Origin of the sequence: Oceanobacillus kapialis, assembly GCF_044790185.1 — a bacterium.
GTDB classification, from domain to species: Bacteria; Bacillota; Bacilli; order Bacillales; family Amphibacillaceae; genus Oceanobacillus_B; species Oceanobacillus_B kapialis.
The window spans coordinates 2,834,817-2,859,780 of the sequence record NZ_CP085256.1 but is presented as its reverse complement, the minus strand read 5'-3'; the positions used below and the strand labels follow the sequence as shown (position 1 = coordinate 2,859,780).

The window sequence follows — 24,964 nt, the reverse complement described above, 5'->3', positions numbered from 1 at the left end:
AATGGGGAGGATTTAGGATGAAAAAACGTTCTTTTTATTGGGTGATTGGTAGCTTGTTAACGGTATTGCTATTGGCAGCGTGTGGTCAAGATGACGCGGCTTCAGGGGAAAATGGAGAAGAATATACGATTAAATTTGCTCATGTTGTAAGCCCTTCTACGGCAAAAGGGAAGGCAGCAGAGAAATTTGGTGAACTCATTGAAGAAAGAACAGATGGTCAAATAAAAGTAGAAGTCTATCCAGATTCACAGCTAGGAAGTGATCGGGAAATTATTGAGCAGATGCAGTCAGGCACTGTGCAAATGAATGCTCCTTTTACAGGGGTTCTACCTACATTTGTGAAAGATTTTGAAGTATTTGATCTCCCGTTTCTCTTTGAAGACAGAGACCATGCTTTTGAGGCAACAAATGGAAACCTAGGCGACATTCTAGGTGAAAAATTGGAAGCTCAAGGAATGCACCTATTAGGTTTCTGGGACGGTGGATTTAAGCATTTGACAAACTCCGTCCACCCAATTGAAACTCCTGAAGACATGAATGAACTAAAAATGAGGGTGTCCCAAAGTCCGCTTCTCATATCACAGTTTCAGGCAGTGAATGCAGGTGGGGTTTCTATCGACTTTTCAGAGCTTTATACAGCTTTACAAACAGGTACAGTGGACGGTCAGGAGAATCCACTTTCCAACATTGTAAGTAAGAAATTTTATGAGGTGCAAGACTATCTGACGTTAAGTAGTCATGGCTACATGGCTTATCCTTTAGTAATTAGTAGTGATTATTATAAAAACTTGCCTGAAGATTTACAAACCGCTGTCGATGAGGTTGCCAACGAAGTGACAGAGTGGCAATGGGAAGAAGCAAATAGTGATGAAGAGGCCTATATGGAGGAATTGGAAGGATCAGATATTCAAATCAATGAGCTAACTGCTGATCAGAAGCAAGCGTTTAAAGATGCCATGTCGAGTGTATATGATGAATTTAACAAAATGGACGGTAGTGAAGAACTTCTAGAAGCGGTGAATCAATAGCAAGTGTATTCTGGAGCGGTTTTTTAACCGTTCCCTCTTTTTCCCACCTTTACTGGCAGTAAGACCCCGGGGATCAACTGCAAGTAAAGGTCCGATTCGTTCAACTAACATTTGGTGGGGGAGGAAGGGAAATCCCCACCAAATGAAGTTTTACTTTATCTTTAATCGATTCTAAAGGAGCATTTACATGAAAATTAATAAACTGTTAAGCAACTTGGAAGAATATGTTGCCGTGTTATCACTTCTTGTTGCCTCTTTATTAGTCTTTCTTCAAGTGGTACTTCGTTATGTATTTAATATTTCCTTGGTTTGGTCAGAGGAAGTTTCCCGATATATTATTATTTGGTTTATTTTGATAGGCAGTAGTATAGCGGTGAGGGAGAAAGCACATGCAACCGTAGATGCGGTGGTAGCTTATCTACCAACTATACCGAAAAAGATCTTTTCTATTTTAGCTAATTTAACAGGAATAACCTTTAGTGTCGTGCTTATTTGGTCAGGGGCTATTACTGTCTCAAATGTCATGGAGCTTGGCAATGTCACGCCTGCTGTGGGAATACCTATGTCAATCCCGTACTTAGCACTGCCTGTAGGTGGGTCCCTCATGTTACTGCGATTTATTCAATTACTTATTCAAGACATAACCAATTTTAAAACGAAGGATACAGATGGTCATCCTCCGATTTCTGATGGGGGGGAAACTAAATGATTATTGTCATTTTTGCCATTTTATTAATTATCGGAGCGCCGATCGCAATAGCCATAGGGTTATCAAGTTTTATAGCCATGTTGCAAGAAGGAATCTCAATTGATGTTTTCTCCAGAACTATTTTTGCAGGAATAGATTCTTTCACGCTAATGGCAATTCCTTTTTTTATCTTTGCAGGGGATTTAATGCTGGCTGGAGGAACCTCAAAACGGTTAATCGACTTTGCTAAAAAGTTAGTTGGCTGGACAACTGGTGGCTTACCAATTGCAGGAATATTATCTTCTATGATTTTTGCTTCCCTGTCTGGATCAAGTCCGGCAACTGTGGCAGCAATTGGCGGGCTAATGATCCCATCGCTAAATGATGCGGGCTATTCACGTAAATTTGCAATTGGGTTAATGACAACTGCTGGTACACTAGGTATCATTATTCCACCAAGTATAACCTTGCTAGTATATGGGTCATCTGCTGAAGTTTCCATTAGTGATCTGTTTCTTGCGGGAGTAGTCCCAGGTATTTTTATTGGACTGGTACTCATTATCGTTAGTTTTATCATTTCGATAAAAGAAGGATTTAAGCCGGAGGGAAAAGTCAGCATAAGAGAAGTGGGGAAATCATTTATTTCAGCTATCTGGGGAATCCTGCTACCGATAATTGTTTTAGGTGGAATATACTTTGGCATCTTTACACCAACTGAAGCAGCTGCTGTCGCCATCTTTTACAGTTTAGTAATCGGATTATTTATTTATAAAGAATTAACAATGAAAAATATAATAGCAGTTACGAAAAAATCTGTTATCACTTCATCTATGATTATGCTAGTTATCGCATCTTCCAATGTATTCAGCTGGTACTTAACCTATGAACAGATACCTACCAATCTAGCATCTATTTTTCTGGAATATGCCAATACAGAGTTCGTCTTCTTGTTGTTAGTTATTGTCATTCTGTTACTGGTAGGAATGTTTATGGATACAAGTGCAGCAGTGTTGATATTTGTTCCCTTGTTCCTTCCAATGGTTACACAGCTTGGTATTGATCCGATACACTTCGGGATCATTATGATTGTAGCCCTTTCAATAGGGATGATTACCCCACCGTTTGGGTTGAATTTATTCGTAGCATCAGGAATTAGCAAGACATCCTTAACTTTGGTTATAAAAAGCACCGCCCCTTTTATTCTAGTCATGATTTTCACCTTACTAGTAATAACGTTCGTGCCTGACCTTTCCCTTTTCCTATTGGATATATTTGAGTAAGTGGGTAGAGGCTTTAATAATTCTTAATACCCTGGCAGCCAGGTTGGCTGCCAAGGTTTGCTATGTTTATAGATTAGAAATGTAAACCAAGATTTAAAATGGTTTATTACTATAAAGGAGTGATATAATTTCTATAACGTGAGTATTCAATTGGCGGCGGCTGGTTTCTAGCCAGTTAATATTGAAAACAAGGCAGTGATAGAGATGGGCAAAAAAGGAAAACTAGCGATGGGGATAATACTCTTAATTCTTCTAGTTGTAGGAATTATCGGCTACCAGACAGTCAGTAACTTAACAAATGAAGTTACCAAAAAATATGGCTATGAGAACGAAGAGATTATCGCCTATGTAGAGGACAAATATGATATTCCGGTTACCATCCTGGAAAATGAGGGACGGAAAACAGGCTCTGCTGAAAAAGGGCTTACTGTTCATGATGCGATTGTCCAGGCAAAGAATGAGGAACAGTTGACATTTCATATTCATATTAGTCCATTTGGCAATATTTCTGGAGATGATTATGAAGAGGTGAAGCTACGTCATGATTTGAACGCCAAGCTTCGGGATTCGGACATGTTTGAAAAGCTTCGAGCGGAGGGATTTACGTCGATCAGCTTTGGTGCGGAATCGGAGGACCCGACGTTTTCCATGATGCTTCCTGAGGGTAAGCGTATAGGGGATGAAGAGGTGCATGAATCTTTATACGCCTCAATCCCAACGTTGAAGAAAGTACAAAAAGAAGCTGAAAAAGAGGGTTACAAAATGTCGGAAATACACGTGGATGATGTAACAGTTCCATTAAATGCAGAATATCAGGACGCAGAGGACATGGCAAATAAACTAGCAGCTGATAACATCGATGCTTTTACATACCTTTTTTCAGAATCAGACCGTGCAAAAGTAAGTGACATGAGCTTTGAAGAAACGGGTTTTCAGGCGAATTTGACCTGTGAAAAAATAGTTATCTATGACATTTGTGACACCTACTCATTAACCCTTACGCCTATTATGAAAGAAGATGGGGAGGATGAATTCAGGTATGATGACGAAGCTGATCGAGCACAACTATTTGAGGGAATTCAGCTTAGTAGAGAGATAGAACTTCCGATCGATACCCTTTTGGTGGATAATATGGTTGTTCCCTTTAAACCTGAGGACCAGCATTATACGGAAGAGGAGCTACTGGAGCGGGAAGGCTCTGTTCAGGTAATGACGTCATTTGAACTGGAAGTGAGAGACTGGATAGGCTACACTAAGTTGGACAGATAAAATGAGGGCTTGTAAACTTAGACTATAACATAAGGGAGCGTGACTACAATGACACGTCAACGTCGAACTTTTACAACCGAATTTAAACTGCAATTAGTGAAGCTTTATGAAAATGGTAAATCGCGTGCAGACATTGCGAGAGAGTATGATATCACGCCTTCTGCGTTAGATCGCTGGATTAAAAATCATCAAGAAACAGGTTCATTTGCCGCCAAGGATAATCGTTCTGAAGAAGAGAATGAACTAGCTCGGTTACGTAAGGAAAATCAACGTCTCACGATGGAAAATGATATTTTAAAGCAAGCAGCGCTGATCATGGGACGAAAATAGATGTGATTCGAAATAACGCTCACATCTATTCGGTATCAGCAATGTGTGACGTCCTCCAGATTCCCAAAAGTACGTATTACTATCATGCCAATTTGAATGGCCGACGTGTGCTAAAAACGGAAGATAAAGAGATTTCTCAGGAGATCTCTCGAATTTTCAAAGAAAGCCGAAACAATTATGGTACGCGCAAAATTAAGAAAGAATTAAGTAGATTACCAGAGCCAAAACACGTATCACGGCGTAGGATTGGCCGTTTAATGACTGAGCTTGGACTTGTATCAAACTATACGGTAGCACAGTATAAACCACATAAATCATCATGTAATGAATCATTGACAAAAAACGAATTACAGCGTCAATTTGAACAAGACAAGCCGTTGGCTGTCATTGTGAGTGATTTAACTTACGTCCGTGTTGGAACAAAATGGCATTACGTATGCTTATTTGTCGATCTTTTTAACCGTGAAATCATTGGCCGTAGTGCTGGTGCTAATAAGAATGCAGAACTTGTCTATCAAGCTTTATCGAGCATTAAAGGTAACTTGAACGACGTTCAAATGTTCCATACAGATCGTGGTAAAGAGTTTGATAATAAGCTTATTTCTGAAGCACTTGAAACATTTGGCATCCAAAGATCACTGAGCATGAAAGGGTGCCCTTATGATAATGCCGTGGCTGAAGCAATGTTTAAGGTGTTCAAAACAGAATTCGCTAACAGTGCTCATTTCTCTTCTCTTGAACAGCTAGCTATTGAACTTGAGGATTATGTTCATTGGTTTAATAACATTCGAATTCACGGAACTTTAGACTATTTAACACCAATGGAATATAAACAACTGCCCCTATAATTTTTGTCCAGTTTAGTGTTGACATACCAGACTTTAGGGAAATTGAATCGGCGGATGAGATTTATTTGGAGTATGTTGGGTGAAGAAACCACTTGTTGACGTTGAAGCCCCCGTTTTTATGTGTGAATACATAGGAAATGGGGGCAATGTCCAGGCGTGTATTTCATACATTTTTATAAAATAGTGAACACTTAAATTCTTTTAATCATGGAGCTTACTCAGTAAAGCACCATTTAGATTTAAACCTAACAGTTACCCAGAATAATTATGAAACCACCAAACAATAAGCCCCATACTCACTATTCCCCAAGCTGTCGTACCCATTACCCACCAAATTATGGTTTTGGCTTTTGTTGGACTTTCCTCGTCATCCATATTTGCTGTTATAAAAGCGAGCTTCCTTTCCATACCTTTTTTCATGGAAGCTAGAACAACAAACCCGATCATTATGAAACCAATAATGAGCCAGGTTAATAAGTCCATTTTTTATACCTCCCTTTTTGTGTGTTGCTTTCCTATTTAATTATCCTGCACCTTTAGTACAATAGCTTGTTCGTAAAGTAGTGTTAATTCTATAGAATTTATGAGATCGTTAGTTGAATAAGACTTTACTTCAAATTACAAGCTTTTAATTACTTTCTTCCAGTAGTGCCAGGCTGCTAGGTAATCCTCAAAATCATTTGGATGATGCTTAATACAAGCCCCTAAACGAAGATATAAACCAATAATCACTTCTTCGTATAAAATTGAATTTTTTTCACTTTTTATCGTCATGTGACTAACTGCTGAATCTATGGTTTCTTTTGTTAAGCCATCTGGTGAAGAACAAAAAGCATAGATTAAATCATAAAGGGGATAGCCGATAACAGGGGTTGGGTCAATCACACCTTTTAACTGGCCTTCATTAAAAATGAAATTATGAACTCCACAATCCCCATGCAATAAGAATGGTTCTCTAATTATGTCCTTATTTTTTAGGCTTCTAAAGGTGTTAAGCAAGAACTTGTATTCATCGACTGCTAAGTGAGAGTTTAAAATTTTATTCACCTCAATTATTTCATTCCCAAGAAACCCGTGCCAAGAATTTGTTAACTCATCAGCATAGCCAAACTCCATATTTTTAGGAACTGTTTTATAATTGTTTATAAGTTCGACTACAAGTGTTTTAAGCATTTCTAGTTTATTTTTTCTTCCATTGTTTGTAGAACCTGAGATGTATGTATAAACTATGTATTTATATGATCTTTCGATAAAGAGAAGATTAGGTATAATTTTTAAGTTCTTATAGCAATTAAGAAAGTTCGCTTCGGATTTTAAAACCTGTGGTTCATTTAACTTAACGACATATTTTGTACCGTCCCTGTTATGTAGGAGATACAATTCACTTACAGTACCTCCATTTAACTTCTCGTATTGTGTAGTTTTCGATTGAATTACATTGTTGTGTAATAATTCATGAATTATCTCTTTTATGTTCATGTTTACCTCCATTCTGAAGTTAATCAAACTAACCTGCCCCTATAGTAGAACTAGAACTATGCTCCCCAACAAAAGCAAGTATTTCTCTCCAAGAATCTCTCGCCGCATTTGCATTCGCTGCTTTTGACCCGCCAAAGGTCATTGTCATTCCTCCGCCAATTACCATATACACATTGGCAGGCAGGTTAACGAAGCTGTATGGGAAAGCTAAAAAGTGCCCTGCATTTTCATAATAAAGGTAACGATGCGGATTAGACGATCTTTGAAGCCTCTCTTCCATCTTTTTTACAAAATGTGCGGAAGGCCATAATTGATCATTGCCTCCTGCAATAAACATAATAGGTGCGTTTATATTTTCCACAGGAATCCTAGCTTGACTATTCTTAGGCTCATTTTTTAATGTGTTTTTCCATATAGAAAGGAAGGAAATGGGCTTTTTTAAGAGCCAATTTTTAAACATAGAGAACATGGTAGAGATGGAGTAGTTGAACTTCATTTGGGATAAGGCTTTCTCGTTATGCGTCCATGCGGTTACCGGGGCAAAGATGCCATTTTTCATCCCAGCAGTTCTGTAGGCACTCGGCACTCCGGCGACAATGGAGGCGTAGGAATCAAATGTGGCTCCCAATAGCAGCGCAAGCTCCCCACCTCTGGAATAACCGATTAAATGGATTTTTCCATTTACAAAAGGGTGTTTTTGTAGCCAATTTGTAGCTTTTTGGAAATATTCTAATGGGATATTTTCGAGGTCTTTTGGAACACCTTCCATGCCAAAATAAGCGAGGGCCAACGTGACATATCCTTTTGAAGCTAACAATGCTGCTGCGTGTTCCTGTATCCCACCATCAGAGCCACTTAAAATGATCACAGCAGGGTATTCTCCTTTAACCACAGGGTAGAATAACGTTCCTTTAACTTCCTCAAATTGGACGCTCTCTTTTTTAGTACTCGTTTTGTAAAAATATCGGGTGATCGTAGCGGAATCTACTTGTATTCCATCCACAATTAAAAATAAAGTTACCGAAATGTTATCAGCATTGTACTTTTCATAGTAATCATCTATTCTTGCATCTGTGTGCTTCATAGACCAAAACAATCCGGATGCGTCAATTTCGTCATACGTACCTTCCATTGGCTTTTGCACAGCGAGGTCGACAACTCCCTGTTCATTTGCTAGAAAGGTAGCATGTGAAGTGAATTTCTTTTCTTTTTCGTCATAGGTGGTCGCCTGGATGGTGACCTCTGTGTTGGCGGCGCATCCGGTTACTTTTATTAGGATATCTTCGTCAATATAGGATTCTATTGGACTAATATCTAACTTTGGTTGCATGTTTTCCCCTCGTTCCTTTTTGATAATAAAGTAAAAAACAATCTAACTTCTACTGCAGTTAAATGTATGCCATACAGACTTGTATAAACTCTAGATGTATATATTTTAATTAATCATACAAGTTCTTTTTTCATAATTCCCCTTGCTAGCGTGAAAACTTTACTCCCCAACTCAAAAAAGCATACTAACTTCTATCTTAATATGGTATGCCTTGTTGTTAGTTAATATTTTTATAATATATGTAGAGGTTACATGATAGATTGACGAGCTTATTATCTGATTCCAATAATACCCTTTTCTTATAGTGTTGGAATTTAGTACAACCTTCTAAGTACTTTTTTAATGAGTTGGACAAGTTCGTTCATCTCACGTAAACTTAATTCAATTAATACATAGCAAATTGAGACTTGACCGAGATGTTGATCAATTGGTACGTGAACATTATAGAGAAATATATCCTTATAATGTAGAAGCAGGGGGAGACAGAATTGAAATTGACCAAAACACAAGTGATATATTCTACAATCGCATTCATAATTATCGGGATAGCAGTGTATGCCTCTTTTTGGATTTTCAGTAATAGCACAGAGCTTGATTTACCGTCCTTTACCGTTTCGTTGTTATCATTAGCAATTGCATCATTAGCTTTTATAATCGCCCTTCAAACGTTTATTTCAATTGATAGTGTGAATAAGATAACAAAAATGGAAGGCAATATTCTTGAGAATGAGCATTATGTTCTTTCCGTCCCGAGCTTAATCAATGAATATCAAGCGAACAATTTAAGGGACACAGAGGATGCGATCTTTACAGAACTACATTTACGCTTTAAAAAGAAATCAAAAACAGCTGTTGAATTTTCAGATAACCTACAGTATTTTATTGATTTGCTGGTCTTTTTTCCAGCTCTTTTTGCGAGATCATCAGATGAAGAGAAGCAGGATTTAAACAGAAAAATCGATGGCATTGTAAAGGTCATGGAGCAACGAAAGAAAGAGCTCTTGATTATTAACACAGGGAATTTAATACTAATTGATGAGACGGTCAAACTAATACGTGGTGTGCTAGATTATCAGAATCTTACCAGAAAACAAGAATTTGGTAAAGATACTAAATTACTAGAGGTACGGGGGCCAATGTTAAAAAACTCCGTTACCAAAACGATTTACTATAATTATCTTGGCTTAATGTTTAATAAAAAAGCCATGAATATCCTAAAACGAGAATTACCGATAAAAGACAATAAAGATTTATTTGAATTAGATCAGTTAAAGCTGATTAGCTCCTCCATTGATCAGTTAACAGGGAACGAAAAAGAAATAACGGTGATGTTCTTGCAGGAGTCCAAGGCGGCTTTTGAAAAAGCGCTGGAATCTGCAAAGGAGGATGTCATGTGGCAAGGATTTATCCAGTATAATGATGCTCGAAGCTCCTTTTTTCTTGAAGTGGTGACAGGAGAAAATTCTGGGGAGTGGTTAAAGCAAATGGAAACCGCGATTTCAGCAAGAAGTAAGCTGAATATCCTAATTGCCGAAGTTATAGAGACGGAGAAAACCCATTTTCAATCCTTTTTCCTATACCAGGAGGAGCTAGTTCGCCTAGTTAAAATAAACCTTCAGCTTGCGCAATATCGGGTCGATCAAGCTCTCCTCTATAAAGGGATGGATTTGCATGACGAAATAAACTACCAGGATTTATTTCAAGATCCCAACGGATTTAAAAGATTGGTAAGGTATCAAGAGGGGATTATGCGATATCTTCAAGAGGTGAACGCTAAAAAAATAAAGTCACACAAACAAAATGCGTGCACCGAGTAATTAAAAGAGCGGTATTGTACGAAAAAGCCTACTGCCAAAACCTCTAGCAGTAGGCCTACCCTTATATTGCTTCAAGCTGATCCTCTATCGTCAGCTTAATCTTCTCAACATGCACATCTTCAATTTCAATGACTTCAAAATAAAGGTTATCGAGTTGGATGACAGTACCTTCTACAGGCTCCATCTCCTGGTTGAAGACCCAGCCAGACATCGTATCTACATCCCCATTTTTCAGTTCAATTCCAAAGTAATTATTAATATCGGAAATGGATGTCTTCCCGTCAATCGTATAGGAGCCATCAGCATTTTCCGTAATTTCATGCTCTTCTTCTGCATCAAATTCATCCCGGATGTCACCAACAATTTCTTCAATAATATCTTCTGCTGTGACAATACCTGACGTCCCGCCATATTCGTCCGTTAACACCACCATGTGAGTGTTTTCTTTTTGCATTCTCACTAATAAATCACGAATTGGTATATTTTCAAAGACCTTTATTACCGGATGCACATATGGTTCCAATGTTTCAAGCGTTGTCCAATCGGTGTTAAAAATCTGCTTGATGTGCAGGATTCCAATGATATGGTCTTTATCTTCTTGTATAACTGGAAACCGAGTATATCGCTCTTGCTTCAGAAAATCTAAGGATTCTTCGATCGGATCGTCAATATCGATGACAGCTACTTCCACTCGCGGCACCATAATCTCCTTCGCCGTTCGATTATCAAACTCAAAAATTCGATCAACGTATTCATACTCCGTTTGGTTAATTTCGCCTTTTTCATAACTCTCATTTAAAATATGGCGAAGCTCGTCTTCGGAATGAACTTCATCAGACTCTTTAACAGTCTTATACCCGAGCATCCGAACAAAAATATTTGCTGAGCCATTTAATAACCAAATTAATGGGTACATCAGCTTACTGTAAAGAATTAATGGTTTTGACAGGAGTAGTGTAATTGCCTCCGCACGTTGAATGGCCAATGTTTTCGGTGCCAATTCTCCAAGTACCACATGAAGAAATGTGATAATAAAGAATGCAATCAAAAAGCTGAATACATGCGTTAGACTATTTGGCAAGCCAAGACTTTCAAGCATTGGCAGAAGTAGCACTTCTAAGGTAGGCTCTCCTAACCAACCAAGCCCTAGTGCCGTAATGGTGATTCCCAACTGACACGCTGATAAATAGTAATCAAGATTGTTTACCAGCTTTAACGCATTTTTGGCTTTCTTATCACCAGCATTTGCATTGGCTTCCATTTTAGATTTTCTTACTTTTACAATCGCAAATTCGCTTGCAACGAAAAACGCAGTTAATAAAATTAACAACGCCACCGCAGCAAGCTTCATCGACGTTTCCATAGCATATCCCCTCTATTGTTAAATTAAAAAAAGTTTTCAAAAAATAACATACCATAAAAGAAGAAATTTAGATAGATGTTTGCTTTGTTTATTGGTGTAATTTGGTAAAAGTATTGGTACTTGGATTAAGTTTGCCTTGCTCGAGTTCGAGGGATCGACGCGCGACCTTGAACAAGGGTTGCGCGAGTTTAAGGGGGCGGTGCTCGCCCTTGAACGGGAGTTGCGCGAGTTCGTAAGGTTGGTGCTCGCCCTTGAACGGGTGCTGCGCGAGTTCGGCAGATTGGCGCTCCGCCTTTGAACAAAAGTTGCGCGAGTTCCAATAGAACCCGCTCGAGTTCGTCTCAGAACTAGTATTAATATATGTATTCTTATAAAGAAGTCTTTAGCATTGCTTCCATAAAATTAATTAAAATGATTTAATGAAAATAAAGAAAGCGCATAACTCTGTTTATTTGCAACTTTACTAATATGAATCCCCACAAGACATGAAATGGGAGGTGTTTACATGAGTTTAGCAATCGGGGTAGACATCGGTGGAACAAAAACAGCGATAGGACTAATAGATGATAGTGGGAACATTTCCGCTCAGACGAAAATTCCTACTGATCAAGGAATTCTGCCATCGCAAATGATTGATAGGATGATTCATACGATTAAGGCACTCTTAAAAGAAAATAGCCTAGAAGAGAATGAGATTATGGGAATTGGAATTGGCGCTCCAGGCCCCTTAGATGTGAAAAACGGGTTGATCAGCTGTCCGCCCAATTTACCACAATGGATTGATATCCCTGTTGTGCAGCAGTTCAAGCACCAATTTTCCATCCCTGTATGGCTGGCTAATGATGCAAGTGCTGCCGCAGTAGCAGAAAAATGGATTGGTGCTGGAACAGATTCCAATGATTTTGCTTATGTGACAATCAGTACAGGAATTGGAGCAGGTTTTATCCTAAACGGTAAACTTTACACTGGGGCACGAGGCAATGCAGGAGATATTGGCCATATGGCTGTCGACACTCGTGTGGAGGGTATTTGTGGTTGCGGACAAAAAGGCTGCTTCGAATATGTTGCTTCCGGTACGGCGATTGCAAGACTTGGTACAGAGATAATGGAAAAATCGGTTACTTCTATTGAGGCTTTTTCCTTATACAAGGATGGTCACCCGGAAATTACCTCCATGGTCGAAGAAGTATTTGAAAGAATTGGGATGGGGTGTGTTACCTTAATTAATGCACTTGAACCCGAATTCATTGTAATTGGCGGAGGCGTTTCAAATGTCGGAGAAGCGCTTTTCAAATCAGTTAATGACTATGTTTCCAAGTATGCGTTAAGTCCATTAGGTAGAGAGACACGTATAATCCCATCAAAGCTCGAAAATAACACAGGCTTGGTAGGGGCTGCTGCATTAGTTTGGCAAAACACTGAAAAAATATAGGAGTAGAATCACCTGAAAAGGGAGGTTCTACTCCTTTTTTTCTATATAAAGTTCTCCGTCTGTATAACTACAGATAAACACATTTTCCACGGAATAACCTCGCTGTTCAATTTGGCTAAATAGCCATTTTTTATTCACCCGTAACAGGTCTAATTGCTCCTCCTGTACTACGCCGTCGATAATGATGGGTAAACTAAATGGGGTTTCGTAATCAAAGACTGAAAAAGAGCCCGATGCCTCGATTAATGCATATTTTACTGTGGAAATGTCGGAAATTCCCTTGTCGCGAAGCTGTGTATAAAGGTCATCCACTGTATAACCGAGGTCTTTCATGTTCTTTTGGTGACACTTTCCATTCTCGATAATCATGGTGGGTCTGCCATCAATGACATTACGTGCCTTTTGACTTTTCAAGGTTATAAAGGAAACACCAAATTGAATGATGACAAGAAGAATCATTGGCAAGATGCCATGGAACAATGATCCTTCCCTGTGCTCAATTATAATGACAGCCAGATCCGCGATCATAAGGGTTACAGCAATTTCGAGGATACTAATTTCACCAACATCTTTTTTACCTGTCAGTTTGAAAAAAAGTAGGATAACGATAAATGCAACGATTGTGCGATAAATAATAAATAGAACATCTTCCACAGAGCAAACTCCAATCTAATTAGGTTACTAATTCTAAGGTGTTCTATTTAGGTCGGATCTATTCAAAAACTCCTTTTGAGGACTTTACACCGAATCATTTATTTAAATGGATTATTCACAAGATGTTTTGCGTTTTTAGTCCTAGGGTAGAAACACTACATAGAAAATTTTAGAAAAGGTGGTATATATGAGTAAAGTAGCAGTCATTACAGGCGGAGCACAAGGTATCGGGAAAGGGATTGCCGAGCGACTTGGCAATGACGGGTTTAATATTGTGATCAATGACATGAATATTGACCTCGCCCAGGAAACGGTAGAAGAATTTAAAAAGAATAATATTGAGGCCATTGCAGTAGAAGGAAATGTGGCTAAGCAAGAGGATCAATTCGATCTAGTTAAGAAAGCGGTTGATAAATTTGGTTCAGTCGATGTGTTTATTAACAATGCTGGAATTGATCAGGTGGAAGCAGTCGAGGATATCAAGCCAGAGAGTCTGGACAAAATCTTTAATGTTAATGTGTATGGTACAGTTTATGGCATACAGGCAGCTGCAAAACAGATGAAAGAACAGGAAAATGGCGGTAAAATCATCAATGCCTGCAGTATTGCTGGGAAAACAGCATTCGAATTACTAGGCGCATATTCTGCAACGAAGTTCGCTGTTCACGGACTAACTCAAGTTTCTGCTAAAGAGCTTGCTCAGTTTAACATTAAAGTAAATGCGTATTGCCCAGGTATCGTTGGCACAGGCATGTGGGATCGCATTGACAAAGGAATGGTCGAATATAAAGGCCTTAAAGAAGGCGAAGCTTGGCAGCAACAAGTAAACGGCATTCCACTAGAGCGTTCTCAAACTCCAGAAGACGTAGCAAACTTAGTTTCTTATCTTGCGTCATCTGATTCAGATTATATGACAGGACAAGCTATCAACATTGATGGTGGTATTGAAGTGCACTAATTATTTCTTCTAATAAAAACGGAGAAGGTCATCGTGGCCTTCTCTTTTTTTCGTGCAAAACGTAGCAGGAAAATTATATAATAAAGAAAACCTCTGAAGGGAATGAGTGATGCGCAGATATCAATATTCTACTCTCATATACTAAAAAAAATGGAGGAAGAAATTGATGAAAGACCTTACGACAGAACGTTTAACATTAAAAAAGATGCACGATAGCGATACGGATGGTTTGTTTGCTTTATGGTCAGATCCTGCTGTTACCGAGTTCATGAACATACCTGCCTTTAAAGATGTAGCACAGGCAAGGGAAATGATCCGCCTTTTAACAAGTCTGGCTGAAGAGATGAAGGCACAACGATATACGATACATTTAAAGGGTAGTGGAAAGATTATTGGCAGCTGTGGTTATAATGTCCTTGATTTTACCAATCAAAAAACAGAGCTTGGCTATGAACTGGCCAAGGAGCATTGGGGGAAGGGCTACGCCACTGAAGCGATCCGTACGCTGGTGAACTATGCTTTTACAGAATTGGATATGCATCGTATAGAGGCAAAAGTAGAACCGCAAAATAGAAATTCCATTCGCTTGTTACAAAAGCTCGGTTTTATATTTGAGGGGACCTTGCGTGATGCTGAAAAAGCAAAAGGTGAATTTGTAGACTTGGCGATGTATGCTAGATTGAGGACAGATTAAAGGAGTGCCTCATTTTATACATACATCTTTTTTCATACGGGTATACTCCCTATAAAAAAGGTGGTATACCCATATGAATAATAAAGTTGCGATCATCACAGGTGCTGGTTCAGGAATTGGCCGGGCATCTGCGCTGCGTCTTGCCCAAGCGGGAGCAAAGGTGGCATTATTTGATCTTCACAAGGAGAACATTGATGCCGTACAACAGGAAATCGAGGAAATGGGCGGGGATGCGATCGCTGTGGAGGCGGATGTTTCCAATCCAGATGAAATGGAGAGGAGCGTCCGAAAGGTGATTTGGAAATGGGACCGATTAGATGCAGTGTTTGCGAATGCCGGCATTAATGGCAGCATTGCACCCATCGAGGATCTCGACCCAGACGAGTGGGACACGACCTTGGCAACAAATTTACGAAGCACTTTTTTAGCGGTGAAGTATGCGATCCCTCCTATGAAACAGCATGGGGGCAGTATTGTGATCACAAGCTCAATCAATGGAAATCGCACCTTTACAGGTTTTGGCATGAGTGCTTACAGCTCCTCCAAAGCTGGGCAGATGGCTTTTGGAAAAATGGCCGCATTAGAGCTTGCTGAATATGGCATTCGCGTAAATATCATCTGCCCTGGTGCGATTGAAACGAATATTGGAGAAAACACATTCCCAGAAAAAGATAAATTAAAAAAGGTACAAATTCCAGTTGAATTTCCAGAAGGCTCGCAGCCACTCGAACATGGTGCAGGCAAGCCTGAACAAGTAGCAGATTTGGTGCACTTCCTCCTATCCGATCAAGCAAGCCACATAACAGGTACTGAATTGTTTATTGACGGAGCGGAGTCCTTGTTGAGATGATGGTGAAGAGGTAGGCGATTGAAGTGGAGTGCAACGTGGCAGGCGAATGGGGAGAGCGTGGAAGTGAAACGTGAGGGCGGGAAAGTGAAACGAGGGAGCTGGAAAGTGAAACGTGGTCGCTGAAAAGTGAAACCATATAGGCTAACGTTACACGGATCTGCCGGGAAGTGACGCGATAACGGTAGGAACTGACGCAAGCATCAGCCAAAGAGACGCAAGAGCTATCCAAACAGACGCACCAGCACAGCAAGAAGACGCAGCAAAAGCTCAATAAAATTTAATTAAAATATCAACCAGACAAATACACACTAACAAAGGAGGAAGCAATATCAATGAATCTGAAATTATTTTATCTCATCTTATCTATCATTCTTTTGCTTCCGAATTCGAATGCAATGCTTAGCGCTTTTAATGGGGGAGGGGAGCTAATGCGTCCAAGTGAGGAGCTTATTGTGGATGGGCATCAGGATACAATGTATCAATTAATAGATTCGAATACTTGGATGCCGACAACAGATATCGGGCAAAACACAGATTTTGCTGTGGATATCCCCAAGCTGCAGAAAGGGGGATTAAACGTTCCTTTTTTTGCTGCGTATACACCGGGGTTTTATGGGAATGATGCACGAAGTATAAGCCACACGCTTGCGCAAATCTCTGCTCTATACGGAACCGAAAAGAGTAATCCTGACCATTTGCAAATAGCTTCCAATGTTCCCGAGATTTTTTCTACCGTACATAATGGGAAAATAGCTGCAGTTCCTACTATTGAAGGGGCGTATTCGCTGAATGAAGAAAATGCACTCGAATTAACCCGTCAATATAAAGATCTTGGTGTTACGACCATTGGCTTTACGTGGAATTATTCGAACGCGCTTGGCGAAGGAGCGGATCAGGTTTTCGATGATTCAGCCAAAACTGCCTCAACTGGCGGGCTCACAGAGCTTGGTGCTCAAGTCATAAATGAGATGAATCGATTAGGGATGGCGGTTGACGTTTCTCACATGGCTGAAAGCACGTTTTGGGAGGTAATTGAAACAAGCAATGCACCTGTTATCGCCACTCATTCAGGAGTAAAAGCCTTAAAGGACCATCAACGTAATTTGACAGATGAGCAGTTGCTTGCATTAAAAGAGAATGGTGGTGTGATTGGAATTGTATTTTACCCGGAATTTCTAACCGAATCAGGTGAAGCGACGCTGGCGGATGTAGTCGACCATATTGACCATGCAGTTGACATAATGGGCGTGGACCATGTGGCAATTGGTTCTGACTTTGATGGAGCAAGGCTGCCAAGTGATTTGAAGGATTCCAGTGAAATAGGCAAATTAAAGGATGCACTTTTGGAAAGAGGCTATTCTGAGGAAGAAATCAGTAAAATTATGGGGCTTAATACTTTACGGGTGTTAAAGGAAGTCCAAGCAAAAGCAGATCCTCTAACCATGATAAAAGGTGTGCAGATAGAGCCTGCATTTGAGATGGGAGAGCAGTTAAGTGAGCGTACCCCGAAATTGTCTGCGAGTATCCAATTAGAGGACGGAACCGACCTTAACCCGGACAACTTAAAAGTCATTGTGGACGGCATTTCTCACCAGGCAACATTCAATGCAGATACCTCCACAATGTCATTTGCTATGGAAGAGCCATTGAACGAAAAATTCCATGTCGCGACATTCCATGTGGAAGATAAAGAAGGAAACCAGCAGAGAGAGACGAGGATTTTTTGGGTGGAATGACTAGTTTATTGCTTGAATTAAAATATTTCTTTATAAAAATATACGGCCGGACGATGAAACGAGGTTTCCATAAAATTCGCTTCATCGTCTGGCCTAAAGGATAACCAAAGGAAGCTGGTTAACATACAGCCCATTTTGCAATGTAAAATCGGTATTACAATTACATCTACACAAACCGCTTCCTAACCAACACAAAAACACCCGCAAACAAACAAGAGACACTAATTCCCAACAAAAAGGTGTAGGAATTAAAGTATAAAGAATTTAAATGGATGCTTTTCCACCAACTCAACCAACTGCCGATTGGATAGTAAAGCGCTTCTTTTATGGCGAAGACAAAATCCAATTGAGAAATAACGGAATACCAACTTATCGCGATCGCTGCCACAATGAATAATAGACTTAGCCAAACTTTCTTCATAACTAGAATATTCATTACTTTGAGCGAAAAAACAACACAAAAAGAGATAAATAGAAAGAAAGAAATTAGGATATTTGGGATGAATGGGTTGCCATTTCCTGAAGTGATTTCTGGTGGGGTCGTCATCAAATCATAGATAAGATAAAAATTGAGTACATTAAATACTAAGGCGATAAGGAGCATGCGATTGTTAATTTGTTTTGTTGTGATGAAGCCTTTTACTAATTTAACGGTGATAAAGACCCCCAATGCAAGAGAGCCATATAAAATAATAAAGATCAACATGTCAGGCAATCCAATTAGCAAACCTTCCAATACATTCACCCCTTTTTCTAAGTAAAACTTTCCCATCGTCATATAAATTCTGCACAGCATAACGGAAATCCTGCTTGCCTTGTTATCGTTCCATAAGAAAGACAAGGGAGAATGTTATTAAAAAGAGGAGGACCATTACGCTTAAAAATTTTACAAATCCCTTTTTCGTCATTCTTTTCTCCTCATCCACATCTTTACGAATAAATAGGTAGAAAAAAGCAAAGCCGACTATAAACAAAATGATGGAAAAATACTGTTGCATCAGCGCCCCTCCTTCTTAATATATTCGTGCTAAAACCACCCATGAAATAAATACGGTACTAATCATTAATGCGGTTAAAATCGAGATGGCTTCTAATGCGGATAGATGAATGATCTCAAAATGAAGAAGTGTGGTAAAAAGAGCCGAATAAATTAAGAATGCAAAAAAGGAGAAAAACATTCCCTTCTGCCGGATTAACTTCATTCTTTCATCCTTCTGAATGAATTGTGGAAATAAGTAACTTAAGCAGAAACACATAATAGCCATTGAAAAAACGGTATAGGTTTGGGGTACTGGAGCAGCTTTAACCATAAACGCCATGACTGCCAGAAAAATCCCCATCATCGTAAACAGACTTCCTGCGACTAAAAAAGCTAGTCGATTATACACAATTACCCCTCCTCGTCTTCTAATAGAAAAACATCTTCCAAATAGACATTAAAAATTCTCCCAATCTTTAAGGCTAGGGGGAGAGAAGGATTGTATCTTCCTTTTTCAATTGAAATGATGGTTTGTCTGGAAACACCTAGTTCCTTTGCTAAGCGTTCTTGGGAATAGTGATTGGTTTCCCGAATTTGTTTAAGATTATTTTTCAATCCTTTCACTTCCCTTATATGATAAGTCCATTGTATATGTAAAGTTCGCTTAACGTCAAGGGTGCTTTACATTGCATCTGTGTCGTGGCCAATTGCAAAATTACATATCCTACCGTATTAAATCAGTTCCAATGAAATAATGTTAAAATAGAGATACAACAAGTTATTCACCGAAATGTCCAGGATCAATTGGGAGGTGTATAAGTTGATAAGAGTGGTAGCTTTTATGTTAGTTATTGTGATGTTGGGAGCTTGTGGGGAACAGAATAATGAAAGCGCTTCGGAAGAAATTAGGGAAGAAGGTGTCATCGTTCATATAGAAAAGTCGGATACCTTTGAAGGAGATTATCTCCTATTGACTTTACCTAGTTTGGAGAATACAAATGTTCTTAATAAGACAAGAGAAGAATTAATTAAACTAGCACAAGAAAATAATGGTGCCTTCTATGTTGTCACCGAGGAAAAATACGAGGAATTGAACTTGGCTGTAGGTAAAACAATAGTTGGTTATTATGATGGTGAAGGAGAATCAGACCCGCCTGTAAGATTTACAGATAAGATAGAAGTTAAAAGCAGCAGCGATTAAGTGCTTTATTCAAAATGGAAACTACTCAAGGATAAATTAAAAAACGCTTTAAGTACGTTCCAGTTTATTACAAATATTCGCCACAACATTCACTAGTTGTTGGTAAGAACGCTAGCTACCTTAAAGCGAAAGGAGTTACATAATGAGCAAAAACGTATATGATGTTCTAATTTCTGTTCTTGTTATCTCATTAGTTTATTTTACAATAGCATGGGTCAGATTTTTTATTTTTGTTGTAGATAACGATCATTGGCTGGCTCAAGAAGACTTCTATCTTTCTCCAATTACTTTAGGATACGTCATCACGCTATTAACCGTGATTTTAGCAAGCTTACTTAGCAAGGGGAAATCTAATAAAACGAAATACAAGATCTGGGGAACTTTGCTTATTATACCCATTTCTTTTCCATTAGCTTATTCTATCGGTATGAGCTATGCCCGAATTGAAGAGAAGCCTTGGGGAGCACTATTGATGCTTTTTGTCTTCCCCATAATTCTTTTAATAGGATTGGTTTTGTTTTTTGTTGGAGTTTTTATGAAAGAAGAATAGCAGGATGGAAGAGAAATGAAGGGAGAAGATAACATGCTCGGTCTACCAAAAGGCGAGGTATTTTTAGCACCTTGGACTCATACTTGGCAACAGGAATTTCAATTAGAGAAGGAAAAAATTCAACAAGGGCTGCAGCAGTATATCCTTGAGATCCACCACATAGGTAGCACTGCAGTAGAAGGAATCAGCGCCAAACCAATTATTGATATTGCTGTAGTCCTTCATGACTTCCATGATGGTGGGCACTGTGTTAGCCACTTAGAGAGCCTGGGTTATGCTTATAGAGGGACAAACATTTTGCCAGAACGACATTATTTCAATAAGGGTGAACCAAGAACGCATCAAATTCATATGTACGAAAAGGGAAGTAGATTTTTAATGGAGCAATTAATGTTTAGAGATTATTTACGGAACAATCAGGATGCAAAAAGAGACTATGAGGAACTAAAAATTCAATTATCGAATGCAAATAAGCATAATAAGCACAAATATGCCGAGGAAAAAACGGAATTTGTAAGATCTGTTTTGGAAAGAATATAATAGTGCATTTTTACAGGGCTCAATTCTGTGTGCGCCACTTTCCTTCATTTCTGTTTAAATCCCATTTAAGTCGGGAAATTTGAAACCAATGTAGCAATTATTCCGTACAGGATATTAGATTCACACATGCAAGGGAGGAGGAACAAAATGAATCGGACCATTGAAAGAGTATTAGGTGTCGTCGCTGTCATTATGGATTTCTTAGTAGCTATTTTAGGAACAGGTATTATTTTACTGGTAAATTCGGGCATAGGCTGGTTTGGAGAATCCATCGACAGTGTAGAGTGGGATATCGTTTCCAACATCCTATATATAGCAAATAACTTATTATGGCTGCTAGTCCTTAGCTTTGTCATTAGTTTTATATTGGGGATTATTGCCATTATTAAGGTGAAAAGCAATGCTAAGCTAGCTGGTGGTTTGTTTATTGCATCAGCTGTGATTAGTAGCTGGCTTTTATTTACCGGGGTAGCATTTCAGTGTATTCTCTACCTCATTGCAGGCCTTATGTGCCTTTTTCGGAAAAGTTGATAGCACCATACAAAAAAATCCGCACCGTAATGGTAGCGGATTTTTTCTATGCCTTAATTTCCAGAAAGTAATAATCCAAGCTGTGCAAGCAAGGCACTCCCAGCATAGGTTCCGGTGAAAACGAAGACAGCTACAATCGCAACCTTCCAGGATGTATTACGCAAGTCCACAAGACGATTGGCAACAGAAATTCCAGCGAACGTAAGAATTGGTGTTGTAATGGAAAGAAAGTCCACTGCTTGAATTGCCTGCACGAAAAAGTCTGAGATCAGGCATAAAACTAACGACGTGATCGATACCCAGCCAAGGATCGGAAAATCGCGAATAAATTTGATCGGTGACTTTTGCAGAAAGTCGGAAATAAGAATTCCAATCATGGAAAATAGCCACAAGACACCAAGCCCCGCTAACGTCATGCCAGTCACAGGGGTAGATTCAGGGTTTTTCACCAGTTTAAGTTCCTGTGTGAATAAAATTAGTGCAACACTTAAGAAAAGAATTAGTCCGTATTTAACATATCTGCGCATAGCTGGGCTCATTATTTGTCACCTCGAACGAGAGTTTTATACATGAATCGCTGTAATGGAGCGGCTAAAAATACCATGGTGAATGTGCCGAGAAAGCTTGTTAGGAGCTGACTAGCAGATGCATAAGCCAAGATCGTGCTTTCCATCTCAGGTATACGTGCAACCAATGTTGCAGACGCAGCACTCATCATACTCCCAGAACCAACGCCTGATGCCATAGCCAGTGCTTCTACGCGAATTCCAAGGTCAAGTAGCAACGGGGCAAATACACTAAAGAAGATGGCGCCAAACAAGGTCCCAATGATATAGATGGAAAGGACACCACGGCCTTCCTTGGATTCCAGCGTATATTTTTCCGATATATACGCAAGCTCGCCCTCACGCCCAATACCCAACGTTGCACCAATTGCTTCTCTTCGTAAGCCGAGCAAGAGTGCAATAGGCAAGCCAATTAAGACTGTTCCGAGGTTGCCGATTTCCTGGATGATAAACACCCAACCCACTTGCAGAATTTCACGGATCTGAGGCGCAACATCCGCCCCGTACCTAGCCATTAGAGGCAGCATAATAAAAATAAGGTATTTTCCTGCGAAACTAATATTTCGATCACTGTAAATCTTTTTCCAAAAGCCCTTTCGGAAAATTTGCAGTCCGAGGACCATCGTAATAATAATGGCAAAAACTAACGGCAACAAACCGATGTTAAACGAACCAATAGCAATGCTCTGAAAACCAATCATTTCTGACACAGTAATCACAGCCAAAACAAAAATAAGAAAATAAATAAAGTTTTTAATCACGTATACCCCTCGCTTCTGGAGATTTCTCTTTTTTAGATAGATAGATTAGTTGTTTTTATATAGTTCCCCTGTGGCGGACAGGCCTCAGTTTTTCGTGGTTGATAGGCGAGCGCTCTTGGTTGATAGAACAGCTCGCATGGTTGATAGAGCAGTGCACTTGGTTGATAGGCGAGCGCGCATGGTTGATAGAGCAGTACGCTTGGTCGGTAGAACAGCGCACCTGGTTGATAGAGCAGTGCGCATGGTCGGTAGAACAGCGCACATGGTTGATAGAGCAGTGCGCTTGGTCGATAGATCAGCCCTCATGGTTGATAGAACAGCATGCATGGTTGATAGAGCAGTGCACTTGGTTGATAGGCGAGCGCGCATGGTTGATAGAGCAGTACGCTTGGTCGGTAGAACAGCGCACCTGGTTGATAGAGCAGTGCGCATGGTCGGTAGAACAGCGCACATGGTTGATAGAGCAGTGCACCTGGTTGATAGAGCAGTGCGCTTGGTCGATAGATCAGCCCTCATGGTTGATAGAGCAGCACACTTGGTTGATAGAGCAACACGCATGATTAATAGGCCGGCACGCATGGTCGATAGCACAGCACACATGGTCCATAGAACAGCCCTCCACCTCTAGCCCACCAATCTATTCAACAATACTATTAATAAGTTCTATATATTCTCCGTATGATCTGCGATAAAGCTTGTCCTTATCAATCGTGCAGTCCATTTTTTCAAGAACCTGAGCAAGGAATCTAGGAAAGACTTCGTAAATGAATTCCGGGTCCACATCAATAAAGTCATCTCCGTGAATGGTACCTGTGAAGCCGCTGTACCCAATTTGGATGCATGGCATCATGTAAGATAAATCGCCGATATCTCCGGCTGCGCTAATAAAATTGTTGTTCATTAGCTCTTCGATTTCAGTAGACGTATTAAATGCATCTTTCACAAAAGTCGATAGATACCGATCCTGAACAAAAGGAAGGTAGCCCATTTGCGTGTGAGTATTTACTTTCCCTTGAAGCGCAAGGGCACTGCCATTTGCTGCATCGTCCAGCTTCATTGCTGTATCTTTTAAATAGTCAACGGTTTTTGTCCGTAAATCTGTTCCGACTGTAATGTTGTTTGGCACAACATTGGTCGACATGTCGGATTGCATAACGATTGGATTTACGCGCACATGCTCTGCTTCATCCAGCTGTTGACGTCCTAGTGCAACGGCAGTATTGAATAAAGTGGACATGCTGTAGGCGTTTTTGGCAGAAAAGGGATCAAATCCTGCGTGGGTGGCTTTTCCTTCAAAAGTATATTTTTTATAGAGGAAGCCTGCCAAATCACAATTAATTTCAACGGTGCGCTTCTCAAACTCCCCGCCAATTGCATGAACACAAATGCCAAGATCAATATCATCAAAGACGCCAAGCTTCATTGCTTCAGGTTTCCCGCCATAATGGGAAATGGTCCCATCTTTTATAAGGTTATCTCGGTAATCCAGGTCAAGGTATTCTTCTGCTGGAACAAAGATAAAGCTGATTTTGTTTTGCAAATGTGTACCAGACTTAATTAGGTGGGTGTATAAAGCAAGTGCGATAGCTACCTGGGTATAGTGACCACAATTATGAGCTGCACCCGTTTCTTTATCGGCGTACATGTGACTAGGCGCATACACCGCATCAAGCTCCGCGATAAAACCGATATGCGTATCACTGTTTGGATTACCAAGTGTCGTTTTAAATCCCGTTGTACTAAACTCTTCCACTTGAATGTTCGGATTTACCTTTGTTAGATAATTAAAGACTTTCTCTTTTGTACGTGTTTCTTTATAGCCAAGTTCAGGGTGATAATAAATATCCTCTGCAATTTCTTTGATTTCATTGTATTGTTCTTTAAAAAGCATGTTTCGACCTCCGTTACTCAAGTTAACGTATTAAAGTACTTTAATATAGTAGCATTCGACAAAAAACGAGTCAATACCGAATTTTTAAGTTTATATTTTAATTAATGTTCGGTTTTTATTTGGAACTAAATATAAAAAAGCACCCGACTGCATCATTGCAGTGGGTGCGCTTCTTTAGCTATCTATCCT

28 protein-coding genes are annotated in these 24,964 nt (G+C 39.6%); 16 read left to right on the top strand and 12 right to left on the bottom strand.

The genetic code is table 11. The annotated features are described in order from the left end of the window. The first annotated feature begins 17 nt into the window (after window positions 1–17). The 5 genes from LG273_RS14835 to LG273_RS14815 all read left to right on the top strand — a co-directional run bounded on the left by LG273_RS14835 (window position 18) and on the right by LG273_RS14815 (window position 5,443). A complete protein-coding gene (locus LG273_RS14835) occupies window positions 18–1,028 on the top strand; it encodes a TRAP transporter substrate-binding protein (protein ID WP_404454916.1) in 1,011 nt (336 codons plus the stop codon). A 187-nt stretch (window positions 1,029–1,215) separates the two neighbouring features. Then, window positions 1,216–1,737: a TRAP transporter small permease gene (locus LG273_RS14830; protein WP_404454914.1), complete on the top strand. Its 522-nt coding sequence runs from the start codon at window positions 1,216–1,218 to the stop codon at window positions 1,735–1,737. After that, window positions 1,734–2,996, top strand: coding sequence for a TRAP transporter large permease (locus tag LG273_RS14825; protein ID WP_404454911.1), 1,263 nt, complete (start codon window positions 1,734–1,736; stop codon window positions 2,994–2,996). The genes LG273_RS14830 and LG273_RS14825 overlap by 4 nt, the downstream gene beginning before the upstream one ends. 228 nt (window positions 2,997–3,224) lie before the next feature. Continuing rightward, window positions 3,225–4,265, top strand: coding sequence for a hypothetical protein (locus LG273_RS14820; RefSeq protein WP_404454908.1), 1,041 nt, complete (start codon window positions 3,225–3,227; stop codon window positions 4,263–4,265). A 48-nt stretch (window positions 4,266–4,313) separates the two neighbouring features. After that, window positions 4,314–5,443, top strand: a protein-coding gene (locus LG273_RS14815) for an IS3 family transposase (protein WP_404454905.1) whose coding sequence is annotated in 2 segments (ribosomal slippage) — window positions 4,314–4,560 and window positions 4,560–5,443 — 1,131 coding nt in all. Because the reading frame shifts where the segments join, the coding sequence is not laid out codon by codon here. A gap of 252 nt (window positions 5,444–5,695) precedes the next feature. Here the strand turns inward: LG273_RS14815 and LG273_RS14810 are convergent. The 3 genes from LG273_RS14810 to LG273_RS14800 all read right to left on the bottom strand — a co-directional run bounded on the left by LG273_RS14810 (window position 5,696) and on the right by LG273_RS14800 (window position 8,252). Continuing rightward, window positions 5,696–5,926 (bottom strand): hypothetical protein, encoded by a 231-nt coding sequence (locus tag LG273_RS14810; RefSeq protein WP_404454902.1) that lies wholly within the window; start codon window positions 5,924–5,926, stop codon window positions 5,696–5,698. Between the two features lie 135 nt (window positions 5,927–6,061). Next, window positions 6,062–6,922, bottom strand: coding sequence for a phosphotransferase (locus LG273_RS14805; RefSeq protein WP_404454900.1), 861 nt, complete (start codon window positions 6,920–6,922; stop codon window positions 6,062–6,064). 28 nt (window positions 6,923–6,950) lie between these two features. Then, on the bottom strand, window positions 6,951–8,252 hold the full coding sequence (locus tag LG273_RS14800) for an acyl-CoA thioesterase/bile acid-CoA:amino acid N-acyltransferase family protein (RefSeq protein ID WP_404454897.1): 1,302 nt from the start codon (window positions 8,250–8,252) through the stop codon (window positions 6,951–6,953). 488 nt (window positions 8,253–8,740) lie between these two features. Here LG273_RS14800 and LG273_RS14795 point away from each other — a divergent pair, with 488 nt between their 5' ends. Further along, the gene (locus LG273_RS14795; RefSeq protein WP_404454894.1) at window positions 8,741–10,069 is read left to right on the top strand and encodes a hypothetical protein; all 1,329 of its coding nucleotides are present in this window, start codon (window positions 8,741–8,743) and stop codon (window positions 10,067–10,069) included. A gap of 61 nt (window positions 10,070–10,130) precedes the next feature. Here LG273_RS14795 and LG273_RS14790 read toward each other — a convergent pair whose 3' ends face one another. Further along, window positions 10,131–11,432: a hemolysin family protein gene (locus LG273_RS14790; protein ID WP_404454892.1), complete on the bottom strand. Its 1,302-nt coding sequence runs from the start codon at window positions 11,430–11,432 to the stop codon at window positions 10,131–10,133. A 505-nt stretch (window positions 11,433–11,937) separates the two neighbouring features. Here LG273_RS14790 and LG273_RS14785 point away from each other — a divergent pair. Beyond that, window positions 11,938–12,864, top strand: coding sequence for an ROK family protein (locus tag LG273_RS14785; protein WP_379562744.1), 927 nt, complete (start codon window positions 11,938–11,940; stop codon window positions 12,862–12,864). Between the two features lie 27 nt (window positions 12,865–12,891). On the opposite strand, the gene LG273_RS14780 is transcribed toward LG273_RS14785, so the two are convergent. Next, window positions 12,892–13,518 (bottom strand): DUF421 domain-containing protein, encoded by a 627-nt coding sequence (locus tag LG273_RS14780; RefSeq protein ID WP_379562743.1) that lies wholly within the window; start codon window positions 13,516–13,518, stop codon window positions 12,892–12,894. Window positions 13,519–13,705: 187 nt separating this feature from the next. On the opposite strand from LG273_RS14780, the gene LG273_RS14775 reads away from it, so the two are divergent. From LG273_RS14775 to LG273_RS14760, 4 genes are all read left to right on the top strand, one after another. Next, window positions 13,706–14,476 (top strand): acetoin reductase, encoded by a 771-nt coding sequence (locus LG273_RS14775; RefSeq protein WP_379562742.1) that lies wholly within the window; start codon window positions 13,706–13,708, stop codon window positions 14,474–14,476. 166 nt (window positions 14,477–14,642) lie between these two features. Next, complete coding sequence (locus tag LG273_RS14770) at window positions 14,643–15,170, top strand: GNAT family N-acetyltransferase (protein WP_404454887.1); 528 nt, start codon at window positions 14,643–14,645, stop codon at window positions 15,168–15,170. Between the two features lie 73 nt (window positions 15,171–15,243). After that, window positions 15,244–16,020, top strand: a complete 777-nt coding sequence (locus LG273_RS14765) for an SDR family oxidoreductase (protein WP_379562740.1) — start codon at window positions 15,244–15,246, stop codon at window positions 16,018–16,020. 332 nt (window positions 16,021–16,352) lie between these two features. Continuing rightward, entirely contained in the window at window positions 16,353–17,756 is a 1,404-nt protein-coding gene (locus tag LG273_RS14760; RefSeq protein ID WP_379562739.1) for a dipeptidase, read from the top strand. A gap of 166 nt (window positions 17,757–17,922) precedes the next feature. Here the strand turns inward: LG273_RS14760 and LG273_RS14755 are convergent, their stop codons facing one another. The 4 genes from LG273_RS14755 to LG273_RS14740 are packed head-to-tail and all read right to left on the bottom strand — an operon-like array spanning window position 17,923 to window position 19,350. After that, the gene (locus LG273_RS14755) at window positions 17,923–18,552 is read right to left on the bottom strand and encodes a hypothetical protein (RefSeq protein ID WP_379562738.1); all 630 of its coding nucleotides are present in this window, start codon (window positions 18,550–18,552) and stop codon (window positions 17,923–17,925) included. A gap of 22 nt (window positions 18,553–18,574) precedes the next feature. Next, the gene (locus LG273_RS14750; RefSeq protein ID WP_379562737.1) at window positions 18,575–18,754 is read right to left on the bottom strand and encodes a hypothetical protein; all 180 of its coding nucleotides are present in this window, start codon (window positions 18,752–18,754) and stop codon (window positions 18,575–18,577) included. 15 nt (window positions 18,755–18,769) lie between these two features. Next, entirely contained in the window at window positions 18,770–19,147 is a 378-nt protein-coding gene (locus tag LG273_RS14745) for a permease (protein ID WP_379563530.1), read from the bottom strand. After that, window positions 19,147–19,350 (bottom strand): helix-turn-helix transcriptional regulator, encoded by a 204-nt coding sequence (locus LG273_RS14740; RefSeq protein WP_379562736.1) that lies wholly within the window; start codon window positions 19,348–19,350, stop codon window positions 19,147–19,149. Before LG273_RS14740 ends, LG273_RS14745 begins: the two co-directional genes overlap by 1 nt. A 205-nt stretch (window positions 19,351–19,555) precedes the next feature. Here LG273_RS14740 and LG273_RS14735 point away from each other — a divergent pair, with 205 nt between their 5' ends. The 4 genes from LG273_RS14735 to LG273_RS14720 all read left to right on the top strand — a co-directional run bounded on the left by LG273_RS14735 (window position 19,556) and on the right by LG273_RS14720 (window position 21,557). Beyond that, window positions 19,556–19,936: a hypothetical protein gene (locus LG273_RS14735; protein ID WP_379562735.1), complete on the top strand. Its 381-nt coding sequence runs from the start codon at window positions 19,556–19,558 to the stop codon at window positions 19,934–19,936. A gap of 142 nt (window positions 19,937–20,078) precedes the next feature. Then, window positions 20,079–20,486, top strand: a complete 408-nt coding sequence (locus LG273_RS14730; RefSeq protein WP_379562734.1) for a hypothetical protein — start codon at window positions 20,079–20,081, stop codon at window positions 20,484–20,486. Window positions 20,487–20,519: 33 nt separating this feature from the next. Beyond that, window positions 20,520–21,026: a GrpB family protein gene (locus LG273_RS14725; RefSeq protein WP_379563528.1), complete on the top strand. Its 507-nt coding sequence runs from the start codon at window positions 20,520–20,522 to the stop codon at window positions 21,024–21,026. A 147-nt stretch (window positions 21,027–21,173) separates the two neighbouring features. Continuing rightward, entirely contained in the window at window positions 21,174–21,557 is a 384-nt protein-coding gene (locus LG273_RS14720) for a DUF4064 domain-containing protein (protein ID WP_379562733.1), read from the top strand. Between the two features lie 53 nt (window positions 21,558–21,610). On the opposite strand, the gene LG273_RS14715 is transcribed toward LG273_RS14720, so the two are convergent. Both LG273_RS14715 and LG273_RS14710 read right to left on the bottom strand, forming a co-directional pair. After that, window positions 21,611–22,096 carry a hypothetical protein gene (locus LG273_RS14715; protein ID WP_404454881.1) on the bottom strand — a complete coding sequence of 162 codons (486 nt, stop codon included), beginning with the start codon at window positions 22,094–22,096 and terminating at the stop codon, window positions 21,611–21,613. After that, window positions 22,096–22,824, bottom strand: coding sequence for a DUF3100 domain-containing protein (locus LG273_RS14710; RefSeq protein ID WP_379563526.1), 729 nt, complete (start codon window positions 22,822–22,824; stop codon window positions 22,096–22,098). The genes LG273_RS14715 and LG273_RS14710 overlap by 1 nt, the downstream gene beginning before the upstream one ends. Window positions 22,825–23,003: 179 nt before the next feature. Here LG273_RS14710 and LG273_RS14705 point away from each other — a divergent pair, with 179 nt between their 5' ends. Next, window positions 23,004–23,444: a hypothetical protein gene (locus LG273_RS14705; protein WP_404454879.1), complete on the top strand. Its 441-nt coding sequence runs from the start codon at window positions 23,004–23,006 to the stop codon at window positions 23,442–23,444. A gap of 77 nt (window positions 23,445–23,521) precedes the next feature. Here the strand turns inward: LG273_RS14705 and LG273_RS14700 are convergent, their stop codons facing one another. Further along, window positions 23,522–24,775: a M20/M25/M40 family metallo-hydrolase gene (locus LG273_RS14700; RefSeq protein WP_404454876.1), complete on the bottom strand. Its 1,254-nt coding sequence runs from the start codon at window positions 24,773–24,775 to the stop codon at window positions 23,522–23,524. Between the last annotated feature and the right edge of the window lie 189 nt (window positions 24,776–24,964).